Annotated in this window: 24 protein-coding genes; 11 read left to right on the forward strand and 13 right to left on the reverse strand. The window is 73.0% G+C overall.

All coding sequences use genetic code 11. From position 1 onward, the window contains the following. Positions 1-9: 9 nt before the first annotated feature. Positions 10-1,446 carry a GuaB1 family IMP dehydrogenase-related protein gene (locus tag E4623_RS08445; RefSeq protein ID WP_134766060.1) on the reverse strand — a complete coding sequence of 479 codons (1,437 nt, stop codon included), beginning with the start codon at positions 1,444-1,446 and terminating at the stop codon, positions 10-12. Between the two features lie 19 nt (positions 1,447-1,465). Beyond that, positions 1,466-1,831: an ankyrin repeat domain-containing protein gene (locus E4623_RS08450; RefSeq protein WP_134766061.1), complete on the reverse strand. Its 366-nt coding sequence runs from the start codon at positions 1,829-1,831 to the stop codon at positions 1,466-1,468. Positions 1,832-1,849: 18 nt separating this feature from the next. Between E4623_RS08450 and galK the strand changes: the two genes are divergently transcribed. Next, entirely contained in the window at positions 1,850-2,968 is a 1,119-nt protein-coding gene (gene galK / locus E4623_RS08455) for a galactokinase (protein ID WP_245154973.1), read from the forward strand. A 65-nt stretch (positions 2,969-3,033) separates the two neighbouring features. Here the strand turns inward: galK and E4623_RS08460 are convergent, their stop codons facing one another. Further along, complete coding sequence (locus E4623_RS08460; protein WP_134766062.1) at positions 3,034-4,389, reverse strand: DUF2252 domain-containing protein; 1,356 nt, start codon at positions 4,387-4,389, stop codon at positions 3,034-3,036. Between the two features lie 106 nt (positions 4,390-4,495). Between E4623_RS08460 and E4623_RS08465 the strand changes: the two genes are divergently transcribed. From E4623_RS08465 to E4623_RS08475, 3 genes are all read left to right on the forward strand, one after another. Beyond that, the gene (locus tag E4623_RS08465; RefSeq protein ID WP_134766063.1) at positions 4,496-4,783 is read left to right on the forward strand and encodes a YiaA/YiaB family inner membrane protein; all 288 of its coding nucleotides are present in this window, start codon (positions 4,496-4,498) and stop codon (positions 4,781-4,783) included. A gap of 111 nt (positions 4,784-4,894) precedes the next feature. Beyond that, positions 4,895-5,293 carry a hypothetical protein gene (locus tag E4623_RS08470; protein ID WP_134766064.1) on the forward strand — a complete coding sequence of 133 codons (399 nt, stop codon included), beginning with the start codon at positions 4,895-4,897 and terminating at the stop codon, positions 5,291-5,293. Positions 5,294-5,359: 66 nt separating this feature from the next. Beyond that, complete coding sequence (locus E4623_RS08475; RefSeq protein WP_134766065.1) at positions 5,360-5,842, forward strand: hypothetical protein; 483 nt, start codon at positions 5,360-5,362, stop codon at positions 5,840-5,842. A gap of 1 nt (position 5,843) precedes the next feature. Here E4623_RS08475 and E4623_RS08480 read toward each other — a convergent pair whose 3' ends face one another. Both E4623_RS08480 and E4623_RS08485 read right to left on the reverse strand, forming a co-directional pair. Beyond that, the gene (locus E4623_RS08480) at positions 5,844-7,061 is read right to left on the reverse strand and encodes an acyl-CoA dehydrogenase family protein (RefSeq protein ID WP_209020574.1); all 1,218 of its coding nucleotides are present in this window, start codon (positions 7,059-7,061) and stop codon (positions 5,844-5,846) included. Next, complete coding sequence (locus tag E4623_RS08485) at positions 7,061-8,422, reverse strand: acyl-CoA dehydrogenase family protein (protein ID WP_134766066.1); 1,362 nt, start codon at positions 8,420-8,422, stop codon at positions 7,061-7,063. Before E4623_RS08485 ends, E4623_RS08480 begins: the two co-directional genes overlap by 1 nt. Before the next feature lie 86 nt (positions 8,423-8,508). On the opposite strand from E4623_RS08485, the gene def reads away from it, so the two are divergent. Then, positions 8,509-9,102, forward strand: a complete 594-nt coding sequence (gene def / locus E4623_RS08490) for a peptide deformylase (RefSeq protein ID WP_134766067.1) — start codon at positions 8,509-8,511, stop codon at positions 9,100-9,102. A 22-nt stretch (positions 9,103-9,124) separates the two neighbouring features. Here the strand turns inward: def and E4623_RS08495 are convergent, their stop codons facing one another. Together E4623_RS08495 and cobA are read right to left on the reverse strand one after the other, a co-directional pair. Continuing rightward, positions 9,125-9,928 (reverse strand): RNA methyltransferase, encoded by an 804-nt coding sequence (locus tag E4623_RS08495; protein WP_134766068.1) that lies wholly within the window; start codon positions 9,926-9,928, stop codon positions 9,125-9,127. After that, positions 9,921-11,171: a uroporphyrinogen-III C-methyltransferase gene (gene cobA / locus E4623_RS08500; protein WP_134766069.1), complete on the reverse strand. Its 1,251-nt coding sequence runs from the start codon at positions 11,169-11,171 to the stop codon at positions 9,921-9,923. Before cobA ends, E4623_RS08495 begins: the two co-directional genes overlap by 8 nt. A 28-nt stretch (positions 11,172-11,199) precedes the next feature. On the opposite strand from cobA, the gene E4623_RS08505 reads away from it, so the two are divergent. Next, positions 11,200-11,724 carry a YbhB/YbcL family Raf kinase inhibitor-like protein gene (locus E4623_RS08505; RefSeq protein ID WP_134766070.1) on the forward strand — a complete coding sequence of 175 codons (525 nt, stop codon included), beginning with the start codon at positions 11,200-11,202 and terminating at the stop codon, positions 11,722-11,724. Between the two features lie 94 nt (positions 11,725-11,818). On the opposite strand, the gene E4623_RS08510 is transcribed toward E4623_RS08505, so the two are convergent. The 3 genes from E4623_RS08510 to E4623_RS08520 form a co-directional block, all read right to left on the reverse strand. Next, the gene (locus tag E4623_RS08510; protein WP_134766071.1) at positions 11,819-12,424 is read right to left on the reverse strand and encodes a CE1759 family FMN reductase; all 606 of its coding nucleotides are present in this window, start codon (positions 12,422-12,424) and stop codon (positions 11,819-11,821) included. Then, positions 12,421-13,530: an LLM class flavin-dependent oxidoreductase gene (locus tag E4623_RS08515; protein WP_134766072.1), complete on the reverse strand. Its 1,110-nt coding sequence runs from the start codon at positions 13,528-13,530 to the stop codon at positions 12,421-12,423. The genes E4623_RS08510 and E4623_RS08515 overlap by 4 nt, the downstream gene beginning before the upstream one ends. Positions 13,531-13,637: 107 nt before the next feature. Beyond that, complete coding sequence (locus tag E4623_RS08520) at positions 13,638-14,717, reverse strand: PP2C family protein-serine/threonine phosphatase (protein WP_134766073.1); 1,080 nt, start codon at positions 14,715-14,717, stop codon at positions 13,638-13,640. A gap of 118 nt (positions 14,718-14,835) precedes the next feature. Here E4623_RS08520 and E4623_RS08525 point away from each other — a divergent pair, with 118 nt between their 5' ends. Further along, entirely contained in the window at positions 14,836-16,350 is a 1,515-nt protein-coding gene (locus E4623_RS08525) for a catalase (RefSeq protein WP_134766074.1), read from the forward strand. 86 nt (positions 16,351-16,436) lie between these two features. On the opposite strand, the gene E4623_RS08530 is transcribed toward E4623_RS08525, so the two are convergent. Genes E4623_RS08530 through E4623_RS08540 form a run of 3 tightly spaced genes read right to left on the reverse strand, consistent with a single transcriptional unit; the run spans position 16,437 to position 21,330 of the window. Further along, positions 16,437-18,848 (reverse strand): FAD-dependent oxidoreductase, encoded by a 2,412-nt coding sequence (locus E4623_RS08530; protein WP_134766075.1) that lies wholly within the window; start codon positions 18,846-18,848, stop codon positions 16,437-16,439. Then, positions 18,841-19,773: a phosphotransferase gene (locus tag E4623_RS08535; RefSeq protein WP_134766076.1), complete on the reverse strand. Its 933-nt coding sequence runs from the start codon at positions 19,771-19,773 to the stop codon at positions 18,841-18,843. Before E4623_RS08535 ends, E4623_RS08530 begins: the two co-directional genes overlap by 8 nt. Then, positions 19,774-21,330: an amino acid permease gene (locus tag E4623_RS08540; RefSeq protein ID WP_134766077.1), complete on the reverse strand. Its 1,557-nt coding sequence runs from the start codon at positions 21,328-21,330 to the stop codon at positions 19,774-19,776. A 138-nt stretch (positions 21,331-21,468) separates the two neighbouring features. Here E4623_RS08540 and E4623_RS08545 point away from each other — a divergent pair, with 138 nt between their 5' ends. From E4623_RS08545 to E4623_RS08560, 4 genes are all read left to right on the forward strand, one after another. Then, a complete protein-coding gene (locus E4623_RS08545; protein ID WP_134766078.1) occupies positions 21,469-22,218 on the forward strand; it encodes an FCD domain-containing protein in 750 nt (249 codons plus the stop codon). Between the two features lie 8 nt (positions 22,219-22,226). After that, entirely contained in the window at positions 22,227-23,594 is a 1,368-nt protein-coding gene (locus tag E4623_RS08550) for a glutamine synthetase family protein (RefSeq protein ID WP_134766079.1), read from the forward strand. Continuing rightward, complete coding sequence (locus E4623_RS08555; protein ID WP_134766080.1) at positions 23,594-24,952, forward strand: aldehyde dehydrogenase family protein; 1,359 nt, start codon at positions 23,594-23,596, stop codon at positions 24,950-24,952. Before E4623_RS08550 ends, E4623_RS08555 begins: the two co-directional genes overlap by 1 nt. 86 nt (positions 24,953-25,038) lie before the next feature. Continuing rightward, positions 25,039-25,818 carry a 3-oxoacyl-ACP reductase gene (locus tag E4623_RS08560; protein WP_134766081.1) on the forward strand — a complete coding sequence of 260 codons (780 nt, stop codon included), beginning with the start codon at positions 25,039-25,041 and terminating at the stop codon, positions 25,816-25,818. Positions 25,819-25,826: the final 8 nt, after the last annotated feature.

Raw genomic sequence — 25,826 nt, forward strand, 5'->3', positions numbered from 1 at the left:
CGGCCCCGCCTACCAGCTCGTGGCGAGCGGACGACCCTCGTGGAAGCCGGCCGCCGACTGCACACCGACGACCGCCCGCTCGTGCAGCTCGGCGAGGCTGGCGGCTCCGGCGTACGTGCAGGCCGAGCGGACGCCCGAGCAGATCTGGTCGATCAGGTCCTCCACGCCCGGGCGCGCCGGGTCGAGGTACATCCGCGAGGAGCTGATCCCCTCCTCGTAGAGACCCTTGCGGGCCCGGTCGTACGCCGACTCGGTCGACGTGCGGTTCGCGACGGCGCGGGCCGAGGCCATGCCGAAGGACACCTTGTAGGCGCGCCCGTCGGCGTCCTCGGTGAGGTCGCCGGGCGACTCGTGGGTACCCGCGAACCACGAGCCGATCATCACCGACGAGGCGCCCGCGGCGAGGGCGAGCGCGACGTCGCGCGGGTGCCGGACGCCGCCGTCGGCCCACACGTGGGCGCCGAGCTCGCGGGCGGCAGCGGCGCACTCGAGGACGGCGGAGAACTGGGGTCGCCCGACGCCGGTCATCATCCGGGTCGTGCACATCGCCCCGGGGCCGACGCCGACCTTGACGATGTCGGCGCCCGCCTCGACGAGCGCGCGGGTGCTGCCCGCGGAGACCACGTTGCCGGCCACGACCGGGACGGCCGGGTCGAGCGCCCGGACGGCGCGCAGCGCCTCGAGCATCCGGTCCTGGTGGCCGTGCGCGGTGTCGACGACCAGGCAGTCGACACCGGCGGCGAGGAGCTCGGCGGCCTTGGTGGCGACGTCGCCGTTCACGCCGATGGCGGCCGCGACCCGCAGTCCGCCTTCGGCGTCGGTGGCGGGCTGGTAGAGCGTGGCGCGCAGCGCGCCGAGCCGGTTCAGGACGCCGAGCAGCCTGCCCTCGGCGTCGACGGCGACCGCCAGGGCGGCCCGGGTGGAGTCCAGGCGGTCGAACGCGTCGCGCGGGTCGGTGCCGGCCCCGATGACCACGCTCGCGGGCCGCATCACCTGACCGGCCTGGGTGAACCGGTCGACCTCGCGGCAGTCGGCCTCGCTCACGACCCCGACCGGACGTCCGTCGACGACGACCACCGCGGCGCCGTGAGCCCGCTTGGGCATCAGCGAGAGCGCCTCCGCGACCGTCTGGTCGGGGCGGAGCACGATGGGGGTGTCGAAGACCAGGTGCCGCGACTTCACGAAGCCGACGACCTCGGCGACCACGGGGGTCGGGATGTCCTGCGGGATGACGGTGATGCCGCCGCGCCGCGCCACGGTCTCGGCCATCCGCTTGCCGGCGATCGCCGTCATGTTGGCGACGACGAGCGGGAGCGTGGCCCCGGTGCCGTCGGTGGTGGCCAGGTCGACGTCGTACCGGCTGGCGATCGAGCTCGCGCCCGGCACCATGAAGACGTCGTCGTAGGTGAGGTCGTGGGCCGGGGGCACGTCGCTGAGGAACTGCACGTGCCGGGACTCTAATCCGTCACAGCGGGCGGCCGAACATCTCCGCGGTCGCGCGGGCGGTCGGCGTCCCGAGGTCGGGGTCGGCACCGGCGCTCAGCAGGGCGGCGACGACGGCGTCCTCACCCTTGAACAGGGCTCCCGCCAGCGGCGACTGACCACGGTCGTTGAGGGCGTCGACGTCGGCGCCGCGCTCCGCGAGGCCGCTCACCGCCGCGGCGTGCCCGTGGTAGGACGCCAGCATGAGCAGCGTGTTGCCGCCGGCGTCGGTCAGGTCGACCGGCACCCCGGCGTCGACGTAGCCCAGCAGCCGCTCGACCTCCCCGTGCCTGGCCAGGTCGAGGACCTGGTGCGCCAGCTCGACCAGCTCGGGACTCGGTTCGCTCACGCTCCTAGAGTGGCAGCCGTGGTGACCACGGCGACCGCCCCGGGGCGGGTGAACCTGATCGGTGAGCACACCGACTACAACGACGGGCTCTGCCTGCCGATCGCGATCCCCTACGTCACGACGGCGCGCGCGACGCGGCGCGACGACGGTCGGCTCCGGATCGTCAGCGCGCAGCAGGACGGGTCCGCGGGCGCGTGGGAGGGCACCCTCGAGGACGCGGGGCCGGGACGGGTCGACGGCTGGGCGGCGTACGCCGCGGGCACGCTGTGGGCGCTGGACCAGGCCGGGTACGACGTCCCCGGGCTCGACCTGGAGGTCGACAGCACGGTGCCGGTGGGCGCCGGCCTGTCGAGCTCGGCCGCCCTCGAGGCGGCGGTCGCCGCGGCCGTCGTCGGGCTGGCCGGCCGCGACCTGGACGACGCCGTCCGCCGCGACCTCGTCGCCGTCTGCCGGCGGGCCGAGTCGGAGGTCGTCGGGGCACCGACCGGAGGTCTCGACCAGAGCGCCGTGCTGCTCACCCGGACCGACAGCGCGCTGCTGCTCGACTTCGACGGCGCGGACCCGCGCGTGGTGCCGTTCGCCCTGGCGGCCGACGGGCTGGCGCTGGTCGTCGTCGACACCCGGGTCTCGCACGCCCTGACCGACGGCGGCTACGGCTCGCGGCGCGACGAGTGCGAGCAGGCGGCCCGGGCCCTCGACGTCCGGTCGCTGCGTCACGCCACGCTCGACGCCGTCGAGGGGCTGGACGACGACGTCCTGCGCCGGCGGGCCCGCCACGTCGTCACCGAGAACGCCCGCGTCGAGGAGGCCGTCGCCGCGATCGGCGAGCGCGACTGGGCCCGTCTCGGCGTGCTGTTCGCCGCGTCGCACGTCTCCATGCGCGACGACTTCGAGATCTCCTGCGCCGAGCTCGACCTCGTCGTCGACACCGCCGTCCAGGCCGGCGCCCTCGGGGCCCGGATGACCGGCGGCGGGTTCGGCGGTTCCGCGATCGCCCTCGTGCCGGTCGAGCGCGTCGAGGCCTGCCGGCGCGCGATCGACACCGCCTTCGCCCTCGCCGGCCACCGTCCGCCCGCCCACCTCGACGGGACGCCGTCCGGCCCGGCCACCGTGGTCCGACCCCCGCGTCGGGGGTAGTCCCGGACGATCGGCCCCAGTTCTCGCCGAGAACCGGGGCCGATCGTCCGGGACTACCCCGGCGGTCAGGTCGCGGAGACGCCGATCCGACCTCCGCGGAAGGCCGCGACGAAGGTGGCGTGGTCGGCGCGGACCCGCTCGGCGTAGGTGCGCCCGAAGTCGACGACCCAGGCGACGAGGTCGTCGTCGCGGCCGTCGACGCTCGCCACGATCGCCTCCTCCACCTGGAACTCGACCAGGTCCTGGTCGCTGTCCTCGTCGGAGGCGCAGTGGATCTTGGCGGTGGCGCGACCGAGGAGGTCCACGACCTGCTCGATGTCGGCGGGCTCGGTGAGGTCCTTCCAGTCGAGGTCGACCTCGTAGGGCGAGACCTCGGAGACGACGTACCCGACGCCGTCGAGGTCGGTGTAGCCGAGCATCGGGTCGGTGTGCACCTGCAGGGCGCGCTGGCTCACCACGGTGCGGTGCCCCTCGTGGTCGAAGTAGCGCCCGACGGCGGCGGCGTCCACGAACCGGCTGATGGCCGGCACGTTGGCCTGCTTCATCGACAGCAGGACGTCGTTGTCGAGGGCCTGGCTGTAGCCCTCCACGAGCAGGCTGTACGCCGGCAGCCCGGCGCTCCCGATCCCGAACCCGGACTTCCCGGCCACGTCACGCAGGTCGTAGAACAGGTCCCTCTCCGCGCGACGACGCGGCGGGATCGTGTCGAGGTAGCGCTGGAACGCCTCGACGACGGCGGCCCGTTCGCCGTCGTCGAGCCGGCGGATCGTCGGGTCGTCGTCGCGGAACCGGCGGGTGCCGTCGACCTCGCGGGTGTTGGCGTCGAGCAGGTCGGCGCGACGGCGGCGCCGCGCCGTGATGAGGGCGTCGCGCACGGGACCCTCGGTGTTGTCGAGGTGGAGCGAGAAGTCGTCGTCGGTGGGGCTCTCGACGTACGCCGCGACCTGGGCGAGGTAGGCCCGGACGTAGCGCTCGGTCAGCGAGGCGACGTCCTCCTCGGGCAGTGCCTTCTGCCAGCCGACGAGCGCCAGCGACGCCGCGAAGCGACGCAGGTCCCAGGTGTAGCTGCCCAGGAAGGCCTCGTCGAAGTCGTTCACGTCGAACACCAGGCGGCCGTCGGAGTTGAGGTAGGTGCCGAAGTTCTCCACGTGCAGGTCGCCGTGCACCCAGATCCGGGCCGCGTCACCCGTGGCGAACGGGTCGTCGTCGCCGCCGGCGATGACGTCGTGGAAGAACAGGCACGCCGTGCCGCGGTAGAAGGCGTGCGGGTCGCGGGCCATCGTCCGGTACTTCGCGCGGAACGCCGCCGGGTCGGCCTCCATCAACGGGGCGAAGGCGTCACCGAGCACGGAGACGATCACCTCGGTCCGCTCGTCGGTGCCGCTGCCGGCGTCTTCGCTCGTTTCGCTCGTGTCGCTCATGTCGCCCACCGTGCCAGATGCTCCCGAGCGGGTGGGTGCACGTACTCAGGCGGGTCGAGTACCTCGGCACGCTTCCCGGGGCTCGATCCGCAGCAGTCTTCTGGTCATGACGAACCAGACGCCCACCAAGAACACCAACGCCTTCTTCGCCATGGCCGGCATCTCCTTCGCCGTGTCCCTGCTGGCCCTGATGTTCGCGATCCTCTACCTGGACGCCGACCCGTGGGCCAAGGCCTTCCTCGCGATCGGGACGCTGTTCCTCACGACCTCGGCCTTCACCCTGGCCAAGTGCGTGCGTGACAACCAGGAGAGCCAGTCCGTGGTCCACCGTCTCGACCAGGCCCGCGTCGACCGCCTCCTCGCCGAGCACGACCCCTTCCGCGCCGTCTCCTGACGTCGGCCCGCCCCACCCGCCGCCGGTGGGTCCGCACCCCTGCGGGCCCACCGGCGCTGTGCTTTGATCGACGGATCCCTCCCCCCGCACCACGAACAGAGGAGCCGCCCCGTGCCCAACCCCGCGTTCGCGAAGCTCAGGCAGGCCGCCACCACCGCGTTCCACGTCGGTGACCGGGCCGTGCGCACGGCCACCCCGATGGTGCTGAGGGCGGCGGACGACGTCCGCGACCGGCTGCGCAAGGCCGGCGCACCGACCGCCGCGCCGACGCCCACGAGGACCGGCGCGACGGCTGAGCCGGCGGTGGCTCCGCCCGGCAGGACCGAGCCGGAGACCCGACCGACGCACAAGGCGGGGAACGAGCAGACGGGCGGGCCGACGGGCGACGTGCCGACGCCGGCGTCGATCGCCAAGAACGTCCCCCACCAGCGCCCGGTCGCCAAGCCCGCACCGGCCGCGACCCGGAAGCCGTCGGACGCCCCCGGCGGGAAGCTGCCGCCGCGCCGCTGACCTCGCGGCGCCCCGCTCACCCGGTGGGACGGACCCCCGCGCCCGGTGACGTGCGACGGTGGGGGCATGGCCCTCCTCAGCACCGTCGGTTCCCTCGTGCGACTCCCCCTGCGTCTCCTCGGCGGGGCCGTCGGCCTCGTCAAGGCCACGATCGGCGGACAGCGCCCCGACGAGCCCGCGCCGTTCCCGACCAAGGCCCAGCCGGCGCCCGACCCGAGGCCGGCCACCCGCGCCACGCCGACGCGGAAGGCGCCCGCGAAGGGCCCCGTCGGCGTCCCGGCGGCTGCGCCCGACCCGCGGCCCACGGCCCGCGCCACGCCGGCGCGGAAGGCCCCCGCGAAGGCCCCCGCGAAGGCCCCCGCTGATACCCCGGTGAAGGCCTCGACGAAGGCCCCCGCTGATAGCCCCGCCAAGGACCCCGTCGACGTCCCGGCCCCGGTGACCGACATCGACGCCGCCGCGAGCGCCGACGAGGTCGAGGTGACCCCGTCCGACGTCGCCGACGCGATGGGCAGCCAGCTCGACGACCGCCCGCCCAGCCCGTCCTGAGCTACCTCAGCTCGGCGCTGGAGAGCCCCAGGACCCGTCGGGCGACGATGAGCTGCTGGATCTGCTGGGTGCCCTCGAAGATGTCGAGGATCTTGGAGTCACGCGCCCACTTCTCCAGCAGCTCGGTCTCGCTGTAGCCGATCGTCCCGGCCAGCTCGACACAGCCCAGGGTGATGTCGGAGCCCACCCGGCCGGCCTTCGCCTTGGCCATCGACGCCTCCAGGGAGTTCGGCCTCCGGTTGTCGGCCATCCAGGCGGCCTGGAGCATCAGCAGTCGGGCACCCTCCCAGTCCGACTCCATCCGCAGCAGCCGCGCCGCCGCGGCCGACTGCAGGGTCGCCGCGCGGTCGTGGTCGACCACGACGCCGGCGTCCGCGAGGAGCTGGCGGGTCAGGTCGAGCGCCGCTCGCGCGCACCCGACGGCCATCGCCGCGACCAGCGGCCGGGTGTTGTCGAACGTCGCCATCGCCCCGGCGAAACCGCCACCGCTCGTGTCCACGTCGGGCGAGCCGAGCAGGTTCGCACGAGGGACGCGGCAGTCCTCGAAGATGATCGTCGCGGTGTCGGAGGCCCGGATGCCCAGCTTGTGCTCCAGGCGGTCCACGCGCATGCCCGGCGTCCCCCTCGGCACGACGAACGACTTGATCGCTGCGCGTCCCAGGTCGCGGTCGAGGGTGGCCCAGACCACGACGTGGTCGGCGCGCTCGCCCGAGGTGACGTAGATCTTCTCGCCGTTGAGGACGTACTCGTCGCCGTCGAGGGTCGCGGTGGTGCGGATGTTGGCCGAGTCGGAGCCGACCCCGGGCTCGGTGATCGCCATCGCGGCCCAGACGCCGGCGAAGCGCTCGAGCTGCTCGTCGTCGGCGACCGAGGCGATCGCGGAGTTGCCGAGGCCCTGGCGCGGCATCGACAGCAGCAACCCGACGTCGCCCCAGCACATCTCGGCGATCGACATCACCGAGGCCAGGTTCGCGCCGTTCCTGGTCGCGCCGGTGGCGTCGTCGTCCTCGCGGCGGACGCCGGCGGCACCCGCGCCCTCACCGGCCCCGGACTCCGAGAGCCCGTCGATCATCGCGGCGAGCATGTCGAGCTCCCGGGGGTACTCGTGCTCGGCGCGGTCGTACTTGCGCGAGATCGGTCGCAACATGTTCATCGCGACCTGGTGGGCCTGGCCCACCAGCGGACGGAACTTCCGCGGGTCGTCGAGGTTGATGGCCACTACACGATCACCGTGCCTTCCATGACGGCGACGGCACGCAGGTCGCGGTACCACCGCTCGACGGGGTGTTCCTTGACGAAGCCGTGGCCGCCGAGCAGCTGGACGCCGTCGAGGCCGATCCGCATCCCCCGGTCGGCGCACGCCGTGCGGGCGAGCGACACCTCGCGGGAGAAGTCCTCGCCGGCCGCGGCCCGGGCGGCCGCCTTGTAGGTGAGCAGCCGCATCGCCTGGAGCTCGATCGCGATGTCGGCCACCATGAAGGCCACCGACTGACGGTGCGCGATCGGCTCACCGAAGGCGTGGCGCTCCTTGACGTAGGGCGTCACGTGGTCGAGCACGGCCTGCGCGGTGCCGACGGCCAGGGCGCACCAGGCCAGGCGCGACAGCCGCACGCACTCGGTGTAGGTGGACCCGTCGGTCTCCCCCAGCACCGCGTCGGCGCCGACCCGGACGCCGTCGAGGGTGAGCCGGGCCAGCGACGCGGCGCGGACCCCCATCGCCGGGTCGCCCTCGACGGCGAGGCCGGGGGTCGACGACTCGACCAGGAACAGCGTCGGCCGCCCCTCGAGGGAGGCACCGACCACGAGGAGCTCGGCCTCGGCACCGCGGGGCACCAGCGTCTTGACGCCGTCGAGCCGGTACCCGTCGCCGTCGCGGACCGCGGTCGTCGCCGGGGCGAGGACGTCGAGGAGCACCCTCGGCTCGGTGAGCGCGAGCGCGGCGCACGGGACGTCGTCGCCGGTGAACGCCGGGAGGTAGGTCCGCTGCTGGGCGTCGGTGCCCCACAGGCCGAGCGCGGTGGCGACCGAGCCGGGTGCGAGGTTGGCGACGGCGAGCCCGAGGTCGCCGTGCGCGAGGGCCTCGGCGACGAGCGTGCCCGCCATGGCCGACCGCTCCTCGGAGATCCCGCCGAGCGACTCGGGCAGGCCGAGGATCGGCAACCTGATCTCGAGGCCGGCCCTGAGCGCCGCCTCGGGCGCGGCACAGGCGTCGTTCGCCTCGGCCGCCGCGGGGCGGAGCACCTCGGCGGCGTACTCGGTGACGACGTCGACGAGCAGCTGCTCGTCCTCGGTCGGCGTCAGGTCGAAGACCCCCGAGCCCCTGGCCGGTGCCGGGCGGGCGCCCGGCACCCGGTCGCCGGCGCGGGCGAAGGTCCGGCTGGCCGCCGTCACGGTGCGGAACCCGCTCCGGGTGACGGTGAGGACCGCCTGCTCGGCGGGCCTGCGCAGGCCGACCCGGTCGAGGAGGTCGCTCTGGGCGAGCCGGCTGAGACCGGCCACCAGGTAGCCGACGGGGTCGCGGGCCTCCGAGGTCGGGACGCCGTGGCGGCCGCCGGGTCGCAGGCTGGAGATCAGGGACATGCGAGTTACTGTAACGCCGAGTTACACACAAGGCCACGGGCGGCCGGGTGGCCCTGGTCACCGGGCTCGTCCCTAGGATCTGCGCCATGCCCGACGACGCACCACTCGCTCCCCACGGCCCCTTGCCCACCGGCGGCACCGTCCGGCCGATGACCCGCTGGGGCACCCCGGTCATGCACCGCCCGCAGGCCCCCGTGACGGCGTACGACGACGAGCTGCGCACCCTCGTCGCCGACATGGTCGCGACGATGTACGCCGCCGACGGCGTCGGGCTGGCGGCCTGCCAGATCGGCGTCGACCGCGCGGTCTTCGTCTTCGACTGCCCCGACGACGACGGCGTGCGCACCGTCGGCGTCGTCTGCAACCCGGTGCTCACCCTGCCCGAGGGCAAGGACCGGCACCTCGAGGTCGCCGACGAGGGGTGCCTCTCGTTCCCGGGCGCCTTCGTCGACTGCGGCCGCCCGGACTTCGCCTCGGTCACCGGCACGGGCGTCGACGGCTCGCCGGTGGAGTTCTCCGGCGACGGGCTGCTCGCCCGGTGCCTGCAGCACGAGACCGACCACACCCTCGGCACCGTCTTCGGCGACCGGATCCCGACCCGCGCCCGCAAGAAGCTCCAGAAGCAGCACGACGCGGCCGCCGAGGACTACCCGCCCGGGTGGCCGGTCGACGCGGAGTGACCGCGCTCGGGCCGACGGTCCGTCACCGCCGGGCGGTCACGTAGCACGCGACGGCCGAGGCGGCGCCGACGTTGAGGGAGTCGACCCCGGCGGCCATCGGGATGATCGCGCGGCGGTCCGCGGCGCGCTCCCAGCGGGGCGAGAGCCCGTGGCCCTCGGAGCCGAGCACCAGCGCGACGCGGTCGAGTCCGGCGACGGCGTCCTCGACCGGGACGGAGTCGGCGGCGAGGGTGAGCGCGACCGTGGTGAAGCCGGCGCGGGAGAGCGAGGGCAGGGCGTCGTCCCAGTCGGGGAAGCGGGTCCACGGGACCGAGAAGACCGCGCCCATCGCCACCTTGATCGACCGGCGGTAGAGCGGGTCGGCGGCGCGTGGCGCGAGCAGCACGGCGTCGAAGCCGAGCGCGGCACCGGAGCGGAAGATCGCGCCGACGTTGGTGTGGTCGACGACGTCCTCGAGCACCAGGATCGAGCGCGCGCCGTCGATGACGTCGGCGACCGACCGGAGCGGACGGCGTTCGAGGCTGGCCAGGGCGCCGCGGTGCACGTGGAAGCCGGTGACCTGCTCGGCCAGCGCCTCCGAGAGCACGAAGCACGGCGCGTCGGTGGTGGCCAGGACGTCGCCGAGGCCGTCGAGCCACCGCGGCGCCATGAGGAAGGACCGGGGCGTGTGACCGTGCTCGACCGCGCGCCGCACGACCTTCTCCCCCTCCGCGAGGAACAACCCGTGCTCGGCCTCGAGCGTCTTGCGGAGCTGGACGTCGCGCAGGTCGCGGTAGTCGGCCAGGCGCCGGTCCGCGGGATCCTCGATCTCGACGAGCTCAGCCACCGGCGTACCGCTCCGGGTGCGCGACGGCGACGACCTCGCCCACGACGATGATCGCCGGCGGCTTGACCTGCTGGCTGGCCAGGTCGTGGGTGAGCTCGCCGAGCGTCGAGAGGACGGTGCGCTCCCCCGGCATCGTGCCGTCGCTGACGACCGCGACCGGGGTGGACGCCGGCCGCCCGCCGGCGAGCAGCGCGGCCGCGATCTGGGGACCGTGCTCCACGGCCATCATCAGCAGCAGGGTCCCGCGCAGCCGCGCGACGGCGTCCCAGTCGGTGAGGGAGCGCTCGTGCCCGGGTGGCAGGTGGCCCGAGATGACGGTGAACTCGTGGGCGACCCCCCGGTGGGTCACCGGGATCCCGGCGATCGCGGGGACGGCGACCGGGCTGGTCAGCCCCGGGACGACCGTCACCGGGACGCCTGCCGCGCGGCAGGCGAGGACCTCCTCGTAGCCGCGGCCGAAGACGAAGTTGTCGCCGCCCTTGAACCGCACCACGCGGTGCCCGGCGAGTGCCTTCTCGACGATGATCCGGTTGATCTCCTCCTGCTGCGCGGAGCGGCCCCGGGGCAGCTTGGCGACGTCGATCAGCTCGACGTCGCTCGGCAGCTCACCGAGCAGCTCGCGCGGCGCGAGCCGGTCGGCCACGACGACGTCGGCCTCCATGAGCGCGCGGCGTCCGGCCAGCGAGATCAGCTGCGGGTCGCCCGGACCGCCGCCGACCAACGTGACGCCCGGGGTGTGGGCGCCCTCGACCCCGCGGTGCCGGGCCGCGACGATCGTGCCCTCCCGCAGCCCGTCGAGCACCTGGTCGCGCACCGCCACCGAACGGCGGGGGTCGCGACCGCCGTGCACCGCGACCGTGACGCCGGCGGCCCGGCCCACGGCCGGGGTCCAGGCGGTCGCCTGCGTGGCGTCGTCGGAGCGGACGCAGAAGACCCGGCGCTCCTCGGCCGCGACCGAGACCGCGTCGTTGACCGCCACGTGGTCGGTCGCCGCGACGACGTACCAGGCGCCGTCGAGGTCGCCGGCCTCGAAGCCCCGGCGCACCCAGGTGGCCTCACCGGCGCCCACCAGGCCCTCGATCGCGGGCGTCACGTCGGGCGAGACGACCAGGACGTCGGCACCGGCCGCGATCAGCTGCGGCACGCGGCGCTGGGCGACGTGCCCGCCGCCGACCACGACCACCCGCCGGCCGGCGAGGCGGAGGCCGGTGGGGTACAGCTGGTCGTCGTCCACGGGCTCCATGGCTGGCATCATCCCGTACGTTGGCGGCATGGTCCTCGAACGCCCCGTCACACCGAATCCCTACGACCTGCTGGCACCGGTGCCGTCCTTCGCGGTGAGCAGCGCCGACGTCACCGACGGTGCCCCGCTGAAGGACGACCAGGTCGCCGACGCGGGCAACACCTCGCCCCAGCTCACCTGGGACGCCGTCGAGGGCGCCCGGAGCTACACCGTCACCTGCTTCGACCCCGACGCCCCCACGCCGAGCGGATTCTGGCACTGGGTCCTCGTCGACCTCCCGGCCGACGTCACCTCGCTCGACACCGGCGCCGGTGCCGAGGGAGCGAGCCTGCCCGGGGCGGCGTTCATGTGCCGCAACGACGGCGGCTCGAAGGCCTTCATGGGGGCCGCGCCGCCCGAGGGCGACCAGGTGCACCGCTACTTCTTCGTCGTGCACGCGGTCACCGAGCCCGCCCTCGGCGTCGACTCCGACGCCTCGCCGGCCGTCGTGTCGTTCAACCTCGCGTTCAAGACCGCGGCCCGCGCGATCCTGCACGGCACCTACCAGCACTGACCTCGGAACGACGTCGACCCGTCACCTGTAGGTGACGGGTCGGGCCGGGTTGCGCACTGACCCGTCACCCATGGGTGACGGGTCAGCGTGATGATCAGCCGCCGGCGCGGCGGATGAGCTCCTCGAACGGCGTCGGGTCGGCCAGCTCGTCCTCGACCGACCGGGGCCGGTTGACCGCGGGCCGGCGGCCGAGCAGGGCGGCCAGCTCGCGCGCGGCCCGGGTGATCCGGCCGGAGAGGTCGGCGTCGCTCCCGAAGTCGTCGGTCGCGGCGAACACGGCGGTCGGGACGACGAGGGCCCGCAGGTAGGAGAAGAGCGGACGCATCGCGTGGTCGACGACCAGCGAGTGCCGCGCCGAGCCGGCCGTGGCGCCGAGCAGCACCGGCGTCCCGATGAGGACGTCACGTGGCAGCAGGTCGAAGAACATCTTGAACAGGCCGCTGTAGGACGCCGCGAACACCGGGCTCACCACGACGAGGGCGTCGGCCGCCGCGACGGCGTCCTGCGCGGCCTGCAGCTCGGGTCCGGGGAAGCCGGTGAGGAGGTGGTCGGCCAGCGGCCGGGCCAGCGGCCGCAGCTCGACGACCTCCAGCTCGACCGGCCCCAGCTCCCGCACGACGGCCTCGGTGAGGCGGTCGGCGAGCAGCCGGGTCGACGACGGGACGCCGAGGCCGGCGCTGATCACGACGAGGCGAGTCATGCCGGCACCCTCTCAGCCGTCTCCACGGGAGCGCCGGCGGGCGTGGCCGCGACGCGTGCCGCGTGGGTGGGTGCGTCCGGCACGTGCGCCGGTCGGCCCTCGGCGAACCCGGCCCGCAGGTCGGGCAGCACCTCGCCGAGCAGGTCGAGCTGCTCGAGGACGGTCTTGAGCGGCAGCCCCGCGTGGTCGACGAGGAACAGCTGGCGCTGGTAGTCGCCGACGTAGTCGCGGAAGCCGAGCGTGCGCTCCACGAGCTCCTGCGGCGAGCCGACGGTCAGGGGCGTCTGCTGGGTGAAGTCCTCGAGCGAGGGCCCGTGACCGTAGACCGGCGCGTTGTCGAAGTACGGACGGAACTCGCGGACGGCGTCCTGGCTGTTGCGGCGGATGAAGAACTGCCCGCCCAGGCCGACGACGGCCTGGTCGGCGGTGCCGTGACCGTAGTGCTCGAAGCGCTTGCGGTAGAACGCGACCATCTGCTGGGTGTGGCTCGCCGGCCAGAAGATGTGGTTGTGGAAGAAGCCGTCGCCGTAGTAGGCCGCCTGCTCGGCGATCTCCGGGGTCCTGATCGAGCCGTGCCACACGAACGGCGCCACGCCGTCGAGCGGGCGCGGGGTGGCGGTGAAGCCCTGGAGCGGGGTGCGGAACCGGCCCTCCCAGTCGACGACGTCCTCGGTCCAGAGCCGGCGCAGCAGGGCGTAGTTCTCGAGCGCCAGGTTGACGCCCTCGCGGATGTCCTTGCCGAACCAGGGGTAGACCGGGCCGGTGTTGCCGCGGCCGAGCATGAGGTCCATCCGACCGTCGGTCAGGTGCTGGAGGGTGCCGTAGTCCTCGGCGATCCGCACCGGGTCGGTGGTCGTGATCAGCGTCGTGGACGTCGACAGGATGATCCGCTCGGTCTGCGCCGCGATCCACGCCATGGTCGTCGTCGGGGACGACGCGACGAAGGGCGGGTTGTGGTGCTGGCCGACCGCGACGACGTCGAGCCCGATGTCCTCGGCCTTCTTGGCGATGGTGACCTGCGCCTTGATGCGCTCGTGCTCGGTCGGCGTCCGACCCGTCGTGGGGTCCGTGGTGACGTCACCGACGCTGAAGATGCCGAACTGCATGACCGCTCCTGGTGTCCGGGGTAGTTGAAAGGTTGATCACCTCGACAACGTCGACCCGGTCCGCCCTATTCCACGGCCAACCGGGGACGGACGGGGAGGGACGTGGCTCAGCGGGCGGTGCGGCTGAGGATCAGCACCGCCCGGTCGTCGTCGCCGCGGGGCACCTGGTGCACGATACGTCGGGCCGCGCCGGCCGCGCCTCGGCCGAACGCCCGGGCCGCGGTCTCCTGGAGCCAGCGGATGCCGTCGTCGATGTCGCCGCCGCGCTCCTCCACGACGCCGTCGGTGTAGAAGAGCAGCGCGTGGCCCGGCCCGAGGACGCCGTGCGCGGCCTCCAGCCCCGGGTCGTCGAGGATGCCGAGCGCGGTCCCGCGCGCGCTGTCGACGGTCCACGCCCCGACGCCGTCCGCCCCGGGGTGCCAGCGCAGCGCCGGCGGGTGCCCGGCGCTGAGCACGGTGTACTCGCCCGAGGTGAGGTCGACGCTCACGTGGACGGCGGTCGCGAACGTCTCGGCCGAGTGCTGGCGCAGCAGGAACGCGTTGGCGGCCTCGAAGAGTCGCGGTCCGCGCAGCGCGCCGACCATCCCGCCGATCGCGCCGGCCAGCAGCAACGCCGAGGGGGCCGCCTTGACGCCCTTGCCGACGACGTCCACGAGCACCAGGTCGAGCAGCTGCTCCTCCTCGTCGAGGTCGGCGACCATGAAGTCGCCGGCGTACCCGACGCCGTGGGCGGCGACCATCGCGGTCTCGCACGACCACCCGTCGGGCAGCTCCGGGACGCGTCCCTGGGCGTTCAACCGGTCGCGGAGGTCGGCGAGGAGCGCCTCGCTGAGCGGCGTCGGGAGGCCGCTGCGCTGGCGGCTCGACACGTACAGGACCAGCGCGACGAAGAGGACCAGGATCACCAGCCCGGCGCCACGGCTGCCGGCGCTCTCGGCGACCGTCAGCCGGGCGGTGATGGCGGCGGCCGAGGTGGCGAGGGCCAGCACGACCAACGGGCCGAACCGCAGGAGGAGCGTGCCGGCGAGCAGCCACAGGAAGAAGCCCGACAGCGGGAACCAGTCGTAGGCCAGCATCGAGACCACGAACGACACCAGGACGCCGACCAGCAGCGCGGTCAGGGCGACCAGCTGGCTCTGCTGGGTGCCCGACCGCCACTGGTCGATCATGTCGCGCACCCAGGTCACCCGCGAACGGTAGTGGCCGCGCGCGGCCCGCGTCGGCGGACGCACCGATCCGACACAGGTTCGTGACTCACCCTTCTGCTCGGTTGACGGGTCGCGGCGAACCGACCACGGTCGAACGATGACCCAGACGGAACCGACAGCGACCACGGGATCCACCACCGGATCGGGTGCTCCCGCCCCGAGCGACCGCAACAGCCTCACCATCGGGCCCGACGGGCCGATCCTCCTGCACGACCACCACTTCATCGAGCAGATGGCCCACTTCAACCGCGAGCGGGTGCCGGAGCGCAACGTGCACGCCAAGGGCTCCGGCGCGTTCGGGACCCTGACGATCACCGGCGACGTCGAGCGGTACACGAAGGCCGCGGTCTTCAGGAAGGGCACGACCACCGACATGCTGGCGCGGTTCTCGACCGTCGCCGGCGAGATGGGCTCCCCGGACACCTGGCGCGACCCGCGCGGGTTCTCGCTGAAGTTCTACACCTCCGAGGGCAACTGGGACCTCGTCGGCAACAACACCCCCGTCTTCTTCGTCCGCGACACGATGAAGTTCCCGCACTTCATCCGCTCGCAGAAGCGGCGGGGCGGCTCCGGGCTGCGCGACAACGACATGCAGTGGGACTTCTGGACCCTCAACCCGGAGTCCGCGCACCAGGTCACCTGGCTGATGGGCGACCGCGGGATCCCGCGGTCGTGGCGCCACATGCAGGGCTACGGCAGCCACACCTACCTGTGGTTCAACGAGGCCGGCGAGAAGTCCTGGGTGAAGTTCCACTTCCACAGCGACCAGGGCGTCGAGTGCCTCACGCAGGAGGAGGCGAACCGGATCGCCGGCGAGGACTCCGACCACCACCGCCGCGACCTCTACGAGTCCATCGAGGCCGGTGACCACCCGAGCTGGACCCTCAAGGTGCAGGTGATACCGTACGACGAGGCGCGGACCTACCGGTTCAACCCGTTCGACCTCACCAAGGTCTGGCCGCACGCCGACTACCCGCTCATCGAGGTCGGCACGATGACGCTCGACCGCAACCCCGAGAACCACTTCGCCCAGATCGAGCAGGCGGCGTTCGAGCCGTCCGCGATCGTGCCCGGGATCGGCTTCTCCCCCGACAAGATGCTGCTCGGCCGGGTCTTCGCCTACGCCGACACCCACCGCTACCGGATCGGCCCGAACTACCAGCAGCTGCCGGTCAACCGGCACCGCGTCGAGGGCGCCTACACCTACCAGTTCGACGGGCCGATGGCCTACGACCACGCCGGGGACCGCTCGAAGTACGCCCCCAACACCTACGGCGACCCGTACTCCGACCTGACCGGCCCCGTCGAGGACGGCTGGGAGACCGACGGCGCCTTCGTCCGGGAGGCCTACACCCTGCGCGAGGAGGACGACGACTTCGGCCAGGCGCGCACGATGGTCAACGACGTCTGGGACGACGCCGCCCGCGAGCGGTTCGTCGGCAACGTCGCCGGCCACCTGCTCGGCGGCGTCAGCGAGCCGGTGCTGGAGCGGGCCTTCGAGTACTGGAGGAACGTCGACCCCGAGATCGGCAAGCGCATCGAGGAGGCGGTCCGCGCCGACGCCGGCAACGACGTCGCCCCCGGCCCGACGGAGGTCGAGGACCCCGTCTGAGCCCGGACCGAGGCCGAGTCGGCGTTCGCACTCACTGCGAACGCCGACTCGGCGCCGTCTGACTTCACCTCCACGCCGACTCGCCGTCAGAGGGGGGCGCGCAGGCTGACGTGGGCGCGGTGCCGGACGCCGGCGACGTCGACCTCGAAGCCGCCGCGCGCCAGGTCGGCGGCGCTGACGGGCGCCGCGACCGGTCCGCCGAGGCGCAGCGAGGCCAGGCCGACCGCTGCGCCGACGGTGGCGCCCCAGGCGGCGCTGGTGACCTGTCCGCACGGGACGCCGTCGCGCAGCAGCAGCTCGCCACCCCACACCATCGGGTCGGGGTCGTCGAGGACGACGGAGACGACCCGGCGGTCGGGGGCCGCCGCCTCGAGCGCGGCGCGGCCGACGAACTCCTTGTCGCCCTTGAGGGCGGTCGCGAAGACCAGGCCGGCCTCGCGCGGGGTCACGGTCGGGCCGAGCTCACGACCGAAGGCGCGGTAGCCCTTCTCCAGGCGCAGCGCCTCGATCGCCAGGTAGCCGGCGTCGGTGGCACCGCCCGCGCGCAGGGCGGCGAGGACGACGGGCGCGGCGGCCGCCGGCACCAGCAGCTCCCAGCCGACCTCGCCGACGTACGTCATCCGGGTGGCGCGCAGCGCGACGCCGGCCCAGGTCACCTCGCGGCTGGTGGCGTGGGCGAAGTCGTGCTCGTCGAGGCCCAGCAGCGCGGGCGAGCGCGGGCCCATCACACCGAGGACGGCGTGGTCCTCGGTGACGTCGCGGGCCGCGACGCCGTGCCGGGCCAGCCAGTCGAGGTCGCGGACCGTCGTGGCCGAGCTCGAGACCAGCAGGAACGCGTCGTCGGCGGTGCGGGTGACGGTGAGGTCGGCCTCGTAGCCGCCCCGCTCGTTGAGGAACGGCGTGTAGACGCACGCGCCGACCGCGACGTCGACGTCGGCGGCGCAGACGCGCTGCAGCCCGGCGAGCGCACCGGGCCCCGCCACGACGTACTTCGAGAACGACGTCTGGTCGAAGACCGCGACGTCGGTGCGGCAGGCCAGCTGCTCGGCGACGCAGGCCTCGAGCCAGGCCGGCCGGCCCCACGTGTGGTCGAGGTCGGCCGGCCCGAACACGAGGGGTCGCTCCCAGCCCATCCGGGTGCCGAAGACCGCGCCGGCGGCGACGTTCTGCTCGTGCAGGGACGACGTGCGCTGCGGCCGGCCCGACGTCATCTCCCGCAGCGGCCACGGGACGGCGTAGTGCAGGCCGAGCACCTCCGCGACGCGGGAGCGCAGCCAGTCCTCGTCGCCGTGGAACGGCGCGAAGCGGCGGATGTCGACGGCGACCAGGTCGTCCTGCGGCTCCCCCGCCACGATCCACTCGGCGAGCGCGCGCCCGGCCCCGCCGGCCGAGGCGATGCCGACGGAGTTGAAGCCGGCGCCCACGAAGTAGCCGGCGAGCCCGGGTGCCTCCCCCATGACGAACTGGTTGTCGGGCGTGAACGACTCCGGCCCGTTGTAGAACTTGCGGATCCCGGTCTCGGCCAGCGCGGGGATCCGGTGCACGGCCTGGTCCATCAGCACCGAGAAGTGCTCCCAGTCCTCCTCGAGGAGCTGGAACTCGAACGGGTGCGGCAGGTCCGACGGCGAGCGCCACGGCTTGGCGTCGGGCTCGAACCCGCCGACGACGAGGCCGCCGGTCTCCTCCTTGAAGTAGGTCCACCCGTCGGGGTCGCGCATGATCGGCAGGTCGGGGTGGCAGCCCGCGACCGGCTCGGTGACGACGTAGAAGTGCTCGGCGGAGTGCAGCGGCACCGTGACGCCGAGCGGGTCGGCCAGCGCCTTGGCCCACTGACCGCCGCAGTTGACGACGACCTCGGCCTCGACGACGCCGTGCTCGGTCTCGACGCCGGTCACCCGCCGCCCGACGCCACCGCCGCGGCCCTCGCCGCCCTCGCCGGCGACGGTGAAGCCCGTGACCCGCACGCCCTCGACCACCCGGGCACCGCGCCGGCGCGCGCCCCTGGCGAGCGACTGGGTGAGGTCGGTGGGGTTGACCTTGCCGTCGCCGGGCAGCCAGATCGCGCCGAGGACGTCGTCGACCTGCATCGCCGGCCACAGCTCCTGGGCCCGCGCGGGACTCACCAGCTCGCACGGCATGTCGTACGCCGTCGCGTTGGCGGCGGTCCGGCGCAGCTGGACCATCCGCTCCTCGGTGCGCGCGACGATGACGCCGCCGACGTTGCGGTAGCCGGTGGCGAGGCCGGTCTCGGCCTCGAGGGCGTCGTAGAGCTCGGCCGAGTACTGCACCAGCCGGGTGCCGGACTCCGAGGCGCGCAACGGCCCGACCAGCCCGGCCGCGTGCCAGGTCGTGCCGCCGGAGAGGTGTCCCTGCTCGAGGAGCAGCACGTCGGTCCAGCCCAGGCGGGTCAGGTGGTAGGCGACCGAGCAGCCGATGACGCCGCCGCCGACGATCACCACCCGGGCGCGGGTCGGCAGCGGGTCGGCGAGGTCAGGCACCGGTGGCCTCCTGGAGGAGTCGGGCGAGGGCGGGGCTGCGGAACGTCGCCTCGGCCTTGTCGAGGCGTTCGCGGCCCCAGGCGTCGAAGTCGTGGTCGAGCGGGCTGGTCGCGGCCTGGATGAAGCCCCACAGCGACCAGCCGTACTCGCTGCAGAGCATCTGGAGCCGGACCCGTGCCAGGTCCGCGCGGGTCGGCCCACCCACCGGCCGCAGGTAGGCCTCGACCCACGCGTCGGTCTGGTCGTCGGTGAAGCCGCACTCGGTCGCGGTGTTGCCCAGCTCGAAGGACGCGTCGTTGTCGCCGGAGTACTCGTAGTCGATCAGCCAGACCCGGTCGCCGTCGTCGATGAAGTTGGCGGCGAGCAGGTCGTTGTTGCAGGGCACGAGCGGGCCGGCGCCGACGGCGAGGGCACGGCGGACGTCGTCCCAGGCGGCGGCGTGGTCGTCGTACGTCGGCGGGAGGGCGAAGCCGCGCTCGCGCACGGTCGCCCGGTAGGTCGCCTGGCGCGCGAACATGTCGAACCGGCCGACGAACGGCGCCCCCGCGTGCAGCCGCCGGACGGCGTCCGCGGCGCGGGCCAGCACCGCCGGGTCGCCGAGGTCGGGGTCCGCGAGGGTGCGACCGCCGAGGTAGCCGATCACCAGCATGCCGAGGTCGGGTCGGTACTCGACCACCTCGGCACCGACGCCGGCCGCACCCGCCGCGGTGGTGTTGGCGTGCTCGGCGTCGCGGTCGATGCCCAGCAGCCCGGCGTCGCTCTGGGTGCAGCGGACGACGAGGTCGAGCGGCTCGCCGGCGTCGGGTCCGTCGGTCGTGGTGACCCGCACGTTGTGGTTGGTCAGGCCGCCGGGCAGGTCGGCGACGCGCCAGGACCGCCCCGCCAGGCAGGCGAGGCGGCCCAGGTGCGAGGCGTCCGTGTTCACTCAGTTGTCGAAGGCGTCCACGACGGCCTGGTCGATCGTCTTGACCGGGCCGGTGAACCAGCGGCGTGCCGACACCAGCCACCAGACCGTCAGCAGGAGAAGCACCCCGATCAGCATCAACGGGGCGTAGTTGACGCTCGCCCAGGTGAACTCGTCACGCCACGGCGCGCCGAACGGCGACGTCGGGAGCATGAGCATGATGCCGACCACGACGATCTCGATCACAGCGACCAGGTTCATCCACTTGTACTTCTTGCCGTTGTTCCAGCTGCCGACCTCGAAGCTGTCGCCGGCGCGCCAGCGCAGGAAGATCGGGATCGCGAAGGAGAAGTAGAGGCCGATCACCGACACCGAGGTGACGGCGTAGAAGGCGGTCGGGATGCCGTTGACCGACTTCAGCGCCGGCAGGGTGATCAGGCCGCCGACCACGGCGGCGCAGATGACGGCGTTGGCCGGGGTCCGGCTCGCGTTGACCTTCGACCACAGTCGCGAGCCCGGGACGGCGCGGTCGCGGCTGAACGCGAACATCATCCGCGAGGTGGACGTCAGGCAGGCCGTCGCGCAGAACAGCTGGGCGCAGGCGGAGACGAAGAGGAGGGTGCCGGCCCAGTTGGCCCCGAGGGAGGCGTCGAAGATGTAGGCCACGCCGCCGGCCGGGATGCCCGCGTAGTCGGGCTGGCCGTCGACCTGCGGGATCGCGAAGGTGACCGCGAGGAGCAGGACGTAGCCGCCGATCGCGGAGTAGAAGATCGAGCGCCAGATGGCCTTCGCCGCGGTCTTCGCCGCGCCCTGGGTCTCCTCCGAGAGGTGGACCGAGGCGTCGAACCCGGTGATCGTGTACTGGGTCAGGATGAAGCCGAACGGGATGATCACGAACCAGAAGACCGAGGTGCTGGTCGACCCGTCGGACCAGCCCGAGCCGTTGAACTTGTCGGTGAAGACCTGGGAGACGCTGAGGTGCTGCTCCGGGACGATGAGCAGGACACCGATGAGGAACGCCGCGCCGGCGACGTGCCACCACACCGAGACGTTGTTGATCAGCGCCAGCAGGTGGCTGGAGAAGATGTTGATCACCGTGATCAGGGCCAGGATCACCACGAAGAACAGGAACACCCGGTTGAGCGAGAATGCGTCGAAGAGACCCCACTCGAGGAACGTCAGCTCGAAGAACGTGGCGCAACCGTAGGCGACCGACGCGGTCACCGCGATCAGGCCGATCAGGTTCAGCCAGCCGGTGAAGAAGCCGGCTCCTGGGCCGCCCATCTTGGAGGCCCAGTAGTAGATCCCGCCCGAGGTGGGCATGGCCGAGACGAGTTCCGACATCGTGAACCCGATGATCAGGATCATGACCGAGATGATCGGCCAGGACCACGAGATCGAGACCGGTCCACCGTTCGCGATGCCGGCGCCGTACGTCGTCAGGCAGCCGGCCAGGATCGAGATGATCGAGAAGGAGATGGCGAAGTTGGAGAACCCGGACCAGGTCCGGCTCAGCTCCTGCTTGTACCCGAGTCTCGCGAGGTGCGCTTCGTCGTCGTTGTGAATCGTGTCGGTCATGGAGAACCTTCCAGGGACGATCGTGCGTTCGTGAACCGGAACCTAGACCCGGGTCTCGGAGGCTGTAAACACTCCGGCGTAAAATTGGTATGAACTCAGACCATTGCGCTCTGGTACCCAGGTGCTTGAATACCGCTCATGGACGCCGCCGCAGGAATCGGACCCCTCGGGCGAGGACTGCCCGACGCGGTCCTGCGGCCGGTGCGGGGCCACCACGCCTTCGAGGCGTGCGTCGAGCAGCTCGCCACCGCGATCCGGCTCGGGGTCTACCCCCTCGGCTCGACGCTGCCGCCGGAGCGCGAGCTCGCCGAGCGGCTCGGGGTCTCGCGGGCGACGCTCCGCGAGGCGATGGCCGCGCTGCGCCAGGCGGGCCTGGTCGAGACCACCCGTGGCCGCGGCGGCGGCACCGTCGTCACCCTCCGGCCGCGGACGCCGTCCGCGCGCAAGGCGCTGCGCACCAGTCCCGCGACCCGCGCCGACTGGCTCGACTCGCTCGCCTACCGCCGCGTCGTCGAGCCCGGGGCGGCCGCGCTGGCCGCCGAGCAGGACCTGACGACGGCGCAGGTCGCGCAGCTCGAGGCGGCGCACGACGCGGTGGCGTCGTCCGGGCGGCCGGCGCCGCACCGGCAGGCCGACTCGCGCTTCCACCTGACCGTGGCGGCGCTGTCCGGCTCGCCGCGGCTGATCGAGGCCGTCACCTCGGTCCAGTCGACCCTGCACGAGATGCTGCTGGCGATCCCGGTCCTCGACGCCAACATCGCCCACTCGGACCGACAGCACGCCACCGTCGTCCGCGCGATCCTCGCCGGCCGACCCGACCAGGCCCGCCGGGCCATGGAGCACCACTGCGACGACACGGCCGCGCTGCTGCGCGGCCTGGTCGGATAGGAGCACGGATGAGCCTGCGCAACGAACGGCACCTCTCGATGGGCGACCTCGTCGGCCGCATCGAGGCCGGCGAGATCGACACCGTGGTCGTCGCCTTCACCGACATGCAGGGCCGGCTGCAGGGCAAGCGCCTGCACGGGCGCTACTTCGTCGAGCACGTCGTCGGGCACGGCACCGAGGGCTGCAACTACCTGCTCGCCGTCGACGTCGACATGAACACCGTCGACGGCTACGCGATCTCCTCGTGGGAGCGCGGGTACGGCGACATGGAGTTCGTGCTCGACGAGCGCACCATCCGGGTGCTCACCCACCTGCCCGCGACGGCGATGGTGCAGTGCGACCTGGTCTGGCCCGACCACTCCCCCGTCGTGCAGTCGCCGCGCTCGATCCTCGCCGCCCAGCTCGACCGCTGCGCCGAGCGCGACTGGACCGCGCTGGCCGGCACCGAGCTCGAGTTCATCGCCTTCGACGACACCTACGAGGCAGCGGCCCGGGCGAGCTGGCACGACCTGACGCCGGTCAACCAGTACAACGTCGACTACTCGATCCTCGGCACCAGCCGCGTCGAGCCGCTGCTCCGCGCGATCCGCAACCACATGTACGACGCCGGCCTCGACGTCGAGGGCGCCAAGGGCGAGTGCAACTTCGGCCAGCACGAGATCGGCTTCCTGTACGCCGACGCCCTCACGACCGCCGACAACCACGTCGTCTACAAGAACGCCGCCAAGGAGATCGCCGCCCAGCAGGGCCGGTCGCTGACCTTCATGGCCAAGTACGACCAGCGCGAGGGCAGCTCGTGCCACATCCACCTGTCGCTGCGGGGCACCGACGGCTCGCTGGTGTTCTGGGACGACGAGAGCGGCGCCCGCACGCCGCTGTACGACCACTTCGTCGCCGGCGTCCTGGCCACCGTGCGGGACTTCACGCTGCTCTACGCACCCAACATCAACTCCTACAAGCGGTTCGCCGACGGCTCGTTCGCGCCGACGGCGATCGCCTGGGGCCTCGACAACCGCACCTGCGCCGTCCGGCTGGTCGGGCGCGGGGCGGGCGCACGGATGGAGAACCGGGTGCCCGGCGCCGACGTCAACCCCTACCTCGCGACCGCGGCGATGCTGGCCGGCGGCCTGCACGGCATCGAGCACGAGCTGGCCCTCGGCGACGAGCTCGTCGGCAACGCCTACACCTCCGACGCGCCGCGGGTGCCGGGCACGATGACCGAGGCCCGCGAGGCGTTCGCGACGTCGGACGTCGCCCGGGCGGCGTTCGGCGACGCCGTCGTCGACCACTACGTGAACATGGCCGACGTCGAGCTGGCGGCGTACCAGTCGACGGTGACCGACTGGGAGCGGCGCCGCGGATTCGAGAGGCTCTGATGCCGTCCACCTTCACCCTGGTCGACCCGTCGACCGGCGCGCCGTTCGACGAGGTCGAGCTGGCCGACGAGGCCCGCACCGATGCCGCCGTCGAGCGGGCGCACGAGGCCTTCGCGCCGTGGCGCGACCTGGCTCCGGGCGAGCGGGCGAGCCTGCTGCGACGCTTCGCCGCCGTGGTCGACGAGCACGTCGAGGAGCTCGCCGCGATCGAGGTCCGCAACGCCGGGCACACCTGGGGCAACGCACGGTGGGAGGCCGGCAACGTCCGTGACTGCCTGAACTACTACGCAGGCGCGCCGGAGCGGCTGCACGGCCGGCAGATCCCGGTGGCCGGCGGCACCGACCTCACCTTCCGCGAGCCCTACGGCGTGGTCGGCATCATCGTGCCCTGGAACTTCCCGATGCCGATCGCCGCGTGGGGCTTCGCGCCGGCCCTGGCCGCCGGCAACACCGTCGTCCTCAAGCCGGCCGAGGTGACCCCGCTGACCGCGCTGCGGCTCGCCGAGCTCGCCCTCGAGGCCGGGCTCCCGGAGGGCGTCCTGACCGTGGTCCCGGGCGCCGGCACCGTCGTGGGCCAGCGCTTCGTGACCCACCCGCTGGTGCGCAAGGTCTGCTTCACCGGCTCCACCGCGGTCGGCAAGCAGGTGATGGCCGGCTGCGCCGAGCAGGTCAAGAACGTCACGCTCGAGCTCGGTGGCAAGAGCAGCAACATCATCTTCGCCGACGCCGACATCGCCGCCGCGGCCGCCGCGGCGCCCGGCGCGGTCTTCGACAACGCCGGCCAGGACTGCTGCGCCCGCTCGCGCCTGCTGGTCGAGCGCTCGGCGTACGACGAGTTCGTCGCCCTGCTGGAGCCCGCCGTCCGCTCGGTCAGGGTGCTCGACCCGTCCGACGAGGCCTCCGAGATGGGCCCGCTCATCACCGGACGCCAGCGCGACCGCGTCACCGGCTTCCTCGACGAGGTCGAGGTCGCCTTCGCCGGCACCACGCCGGGCGGGGACGGGTTCTGGGTCCCGCCCACCGTGGTCGCGGTCGAGGACCCGGCGGCGCGGATCTGGCGCGAGGAGGTCTTCGGGCCGGTCGTCGCGGTGATGCCCTTCGACGACGAGGAGCACGCCGTCGCGCTCGCCAACGACACCGAGTACGGCCTGTCCGGGTCCATCTACACCCGCGACCTCGGCCGCGGCCTGCGCGTCGCGCGCGCGGTCGAGGCGGGCAACCTCAGCGTCAACTCCCACTCCTCGGTGCGCTACTGGACGCCGTTCGGCGGCTACAAGCAGTCCGGCATCGGCCGCGAGCTCGGCCCCGACGCCGCGCATGCGTTCACCGAGGAGAAGAACGTCTTCATCGCCCACTGACCGAGCTCGGACCCACCACACCCGGAGATCGAGCAGCGAGCGCCAGCGGGCGTCGAGGAGATCCCGGAACCAGAGAGGAACCACCCATGGCAGGACGCATCCAGGACCGGGTCGCGGTCGTCACCGGCGGCTGCTCGGGCATCGGCCTGGCGACGGTGCAGCGCTTCGTCGAGGAGGGGGCGAAGGTCGTCGTCGGCGACATCGACGACCAGCGCGGCAACGAGCTCGTCGGCCAGCTCGGCGGCACCGACCTCGTGACGTACGTGCACGTCGACGTCACCGACAAGGAGCAGGTCGACGCGCTGTTCCGCACCGCGAAGGACACCTACGGCTCCGTCGACATCGCGTTCAACAACGCGGGGATCAGCCCGCCGGAGGACGACTCGATCCTCGACACCGACCTCGACGCCTGGCGCAAGGTGCAGGAGGTCAACCTGACCAGCGTCTACCTGTGCTGCAAGGCCGCCCTCCCCTACATGCTCGAGCAGGGCAGGGGCTCGATCATCAACACCGCCTCCTTCGTGGCCGTGATGGGGGCGGCGACGTCGCAGATCTCCTACTCGGCGTCCAAGGGCGGGGTGCTGTCGATGACGCGCGAGCTCGGCGTCCAGTTCGCGCGCCGGGGGGTCCGCGTCAACGCGCTGTGCCCGGGGCCGGTCAACACGCCGCTGCTGCAGGAGCTCTTCGCCGCGGACGCCGAGCGCGCCGCCCGTCGTCTCGTGCACGTGCCGATGGGGCGCTTCGGCGAGCCCTCGGAGATGGCGGCCGCCGTGCTGTTCCTGGCCTCGGACGACTCGTCGTTCATGACGGCGAACACGTTCCTCGTCGACGGCGGCATCTCCGGTGCCTACGTCACGCCGCTCTGACCCGGGCG

The sequence above is a fragment of the Nocardioides sp. 1609 genome, assembly GCF_004522105.1.
Lineage (GTDB): Bacteria > Actinomycetota > Actinomycetes > Propionibacteriales > Nocardioidaceae > Nocardioides.

What these genes read in the sequence shown, in the direction of transcription:
- E4623_RS08510 (WP_134766071.1), bottom strand. Translation starts at nt 12,424, where the DNA reads ATGACTCGCCTCGTCGTGATCAGCGCCGGCCTCGGCGTCCCGTCGTCG.
- E4623_RS08550 (WP_134766079.1), top strand. Translation starts at nt 22,227, where the DNA reads ATGAGCCTGCGCAACGAACGGCACCTCTCGATGGGCGACCTCGTCGGC.
- E4623_RS08560 (WP_134766081.1), top strand. Translation starts at nt 25,039, where the DNA reads ATGGCAGGACGCATCCAGGACCGGGTCGCGGTCGTCACCGGCGGCTGC.
- E4623_RS08515 (WP_134766072.1), bottom strand. Translation starts at nt 13,530, where the DNA reads ATGCAGTTCGGCATCTTCAGCGTCGGTGACGTCACCACGGACCCCACG.
- E4623_RS08525 (WP_134766074.1), top strand. Translation starts at nt 14,836, where the DNA reads ATGACCCAGACGGAACCGACAGCGACCACGGGATCCACCACCGGATCG.
- E4623_RS08545 (WP_134766078.1), top strand. Translation starts at nt 21,469, where the DNA reads ATGGACGCCGCCGCAGGAATCGGACCCCTCGGGCGAGGACTGCCCGAC.
- E4623_RS08475 (WP_134766065.1), top strand. Translation starts at nt 5,360, where the DNA reads ATGGCCCTCCTCAGCACCGTCGGTTCCCTCGTGCGACTCCCCCTGCGT.
- E4623_RS08540 (WP_134766077.1), bottom strand. Translation starts at nt 21,330, where the DNA reads ATGACCGACACGATTCACAACGACGACGAAGCGCACCTCGCGAGACTC.
- E4623_RS08505 (WP_134766070.1), top strand. Translation starts at nt 11,200, where the DNA reads ATGGTCCTCGAACGCCCCGTCACACCGAATCCCTACGACCTGCTGGCA.
- E4623_RS08460 (WP_134766062.1), bottom strand. Translation starts at nt 4,389, where the DNA reads ATGAGCGACACGAGCGAAACGAGCGAAGACGCCGGCAGCGGCACCGAC.
- E4623_RS08555 (WP_134766080.1), top strand. Translation starts at nt 23,594, where the DNA reads ATGCCGTCCACCTTCACCCTGGTCGACCCGTCGACCGGCGCGCCGTTC.
- cobA (WP_134766069.1), bottom strand. Translation starts at nt 11,171, where the DNA reads ATGGAGCCCGTGGACGACGACCAGCTGTACCCCACCGGCCTCCGCCTC.
- E4623_RS08485 (WP_134766066.1), bottom strand. Translation starts at nt 8,422, where the DNA reads ATGTCCCTGATCTCCAGCCTGCGACCCGGCGGCCGCCACGGCGTCCCG.
- E4623_RS08465 (WP_134766063.1), top strand. Translation starts at nt 4,496, where the DNA reads ATGACGAACCAGACGCCCACCAAGAACACCAACGCCTTCTTCGCCATG.
- def (WP_134766067.1), top strand. Translation starts at nt 8,509, where the DNA reads ATGCCCGACGACGCACCACTCGCTCCCCACGGCCCCTTGCCCACCGGC.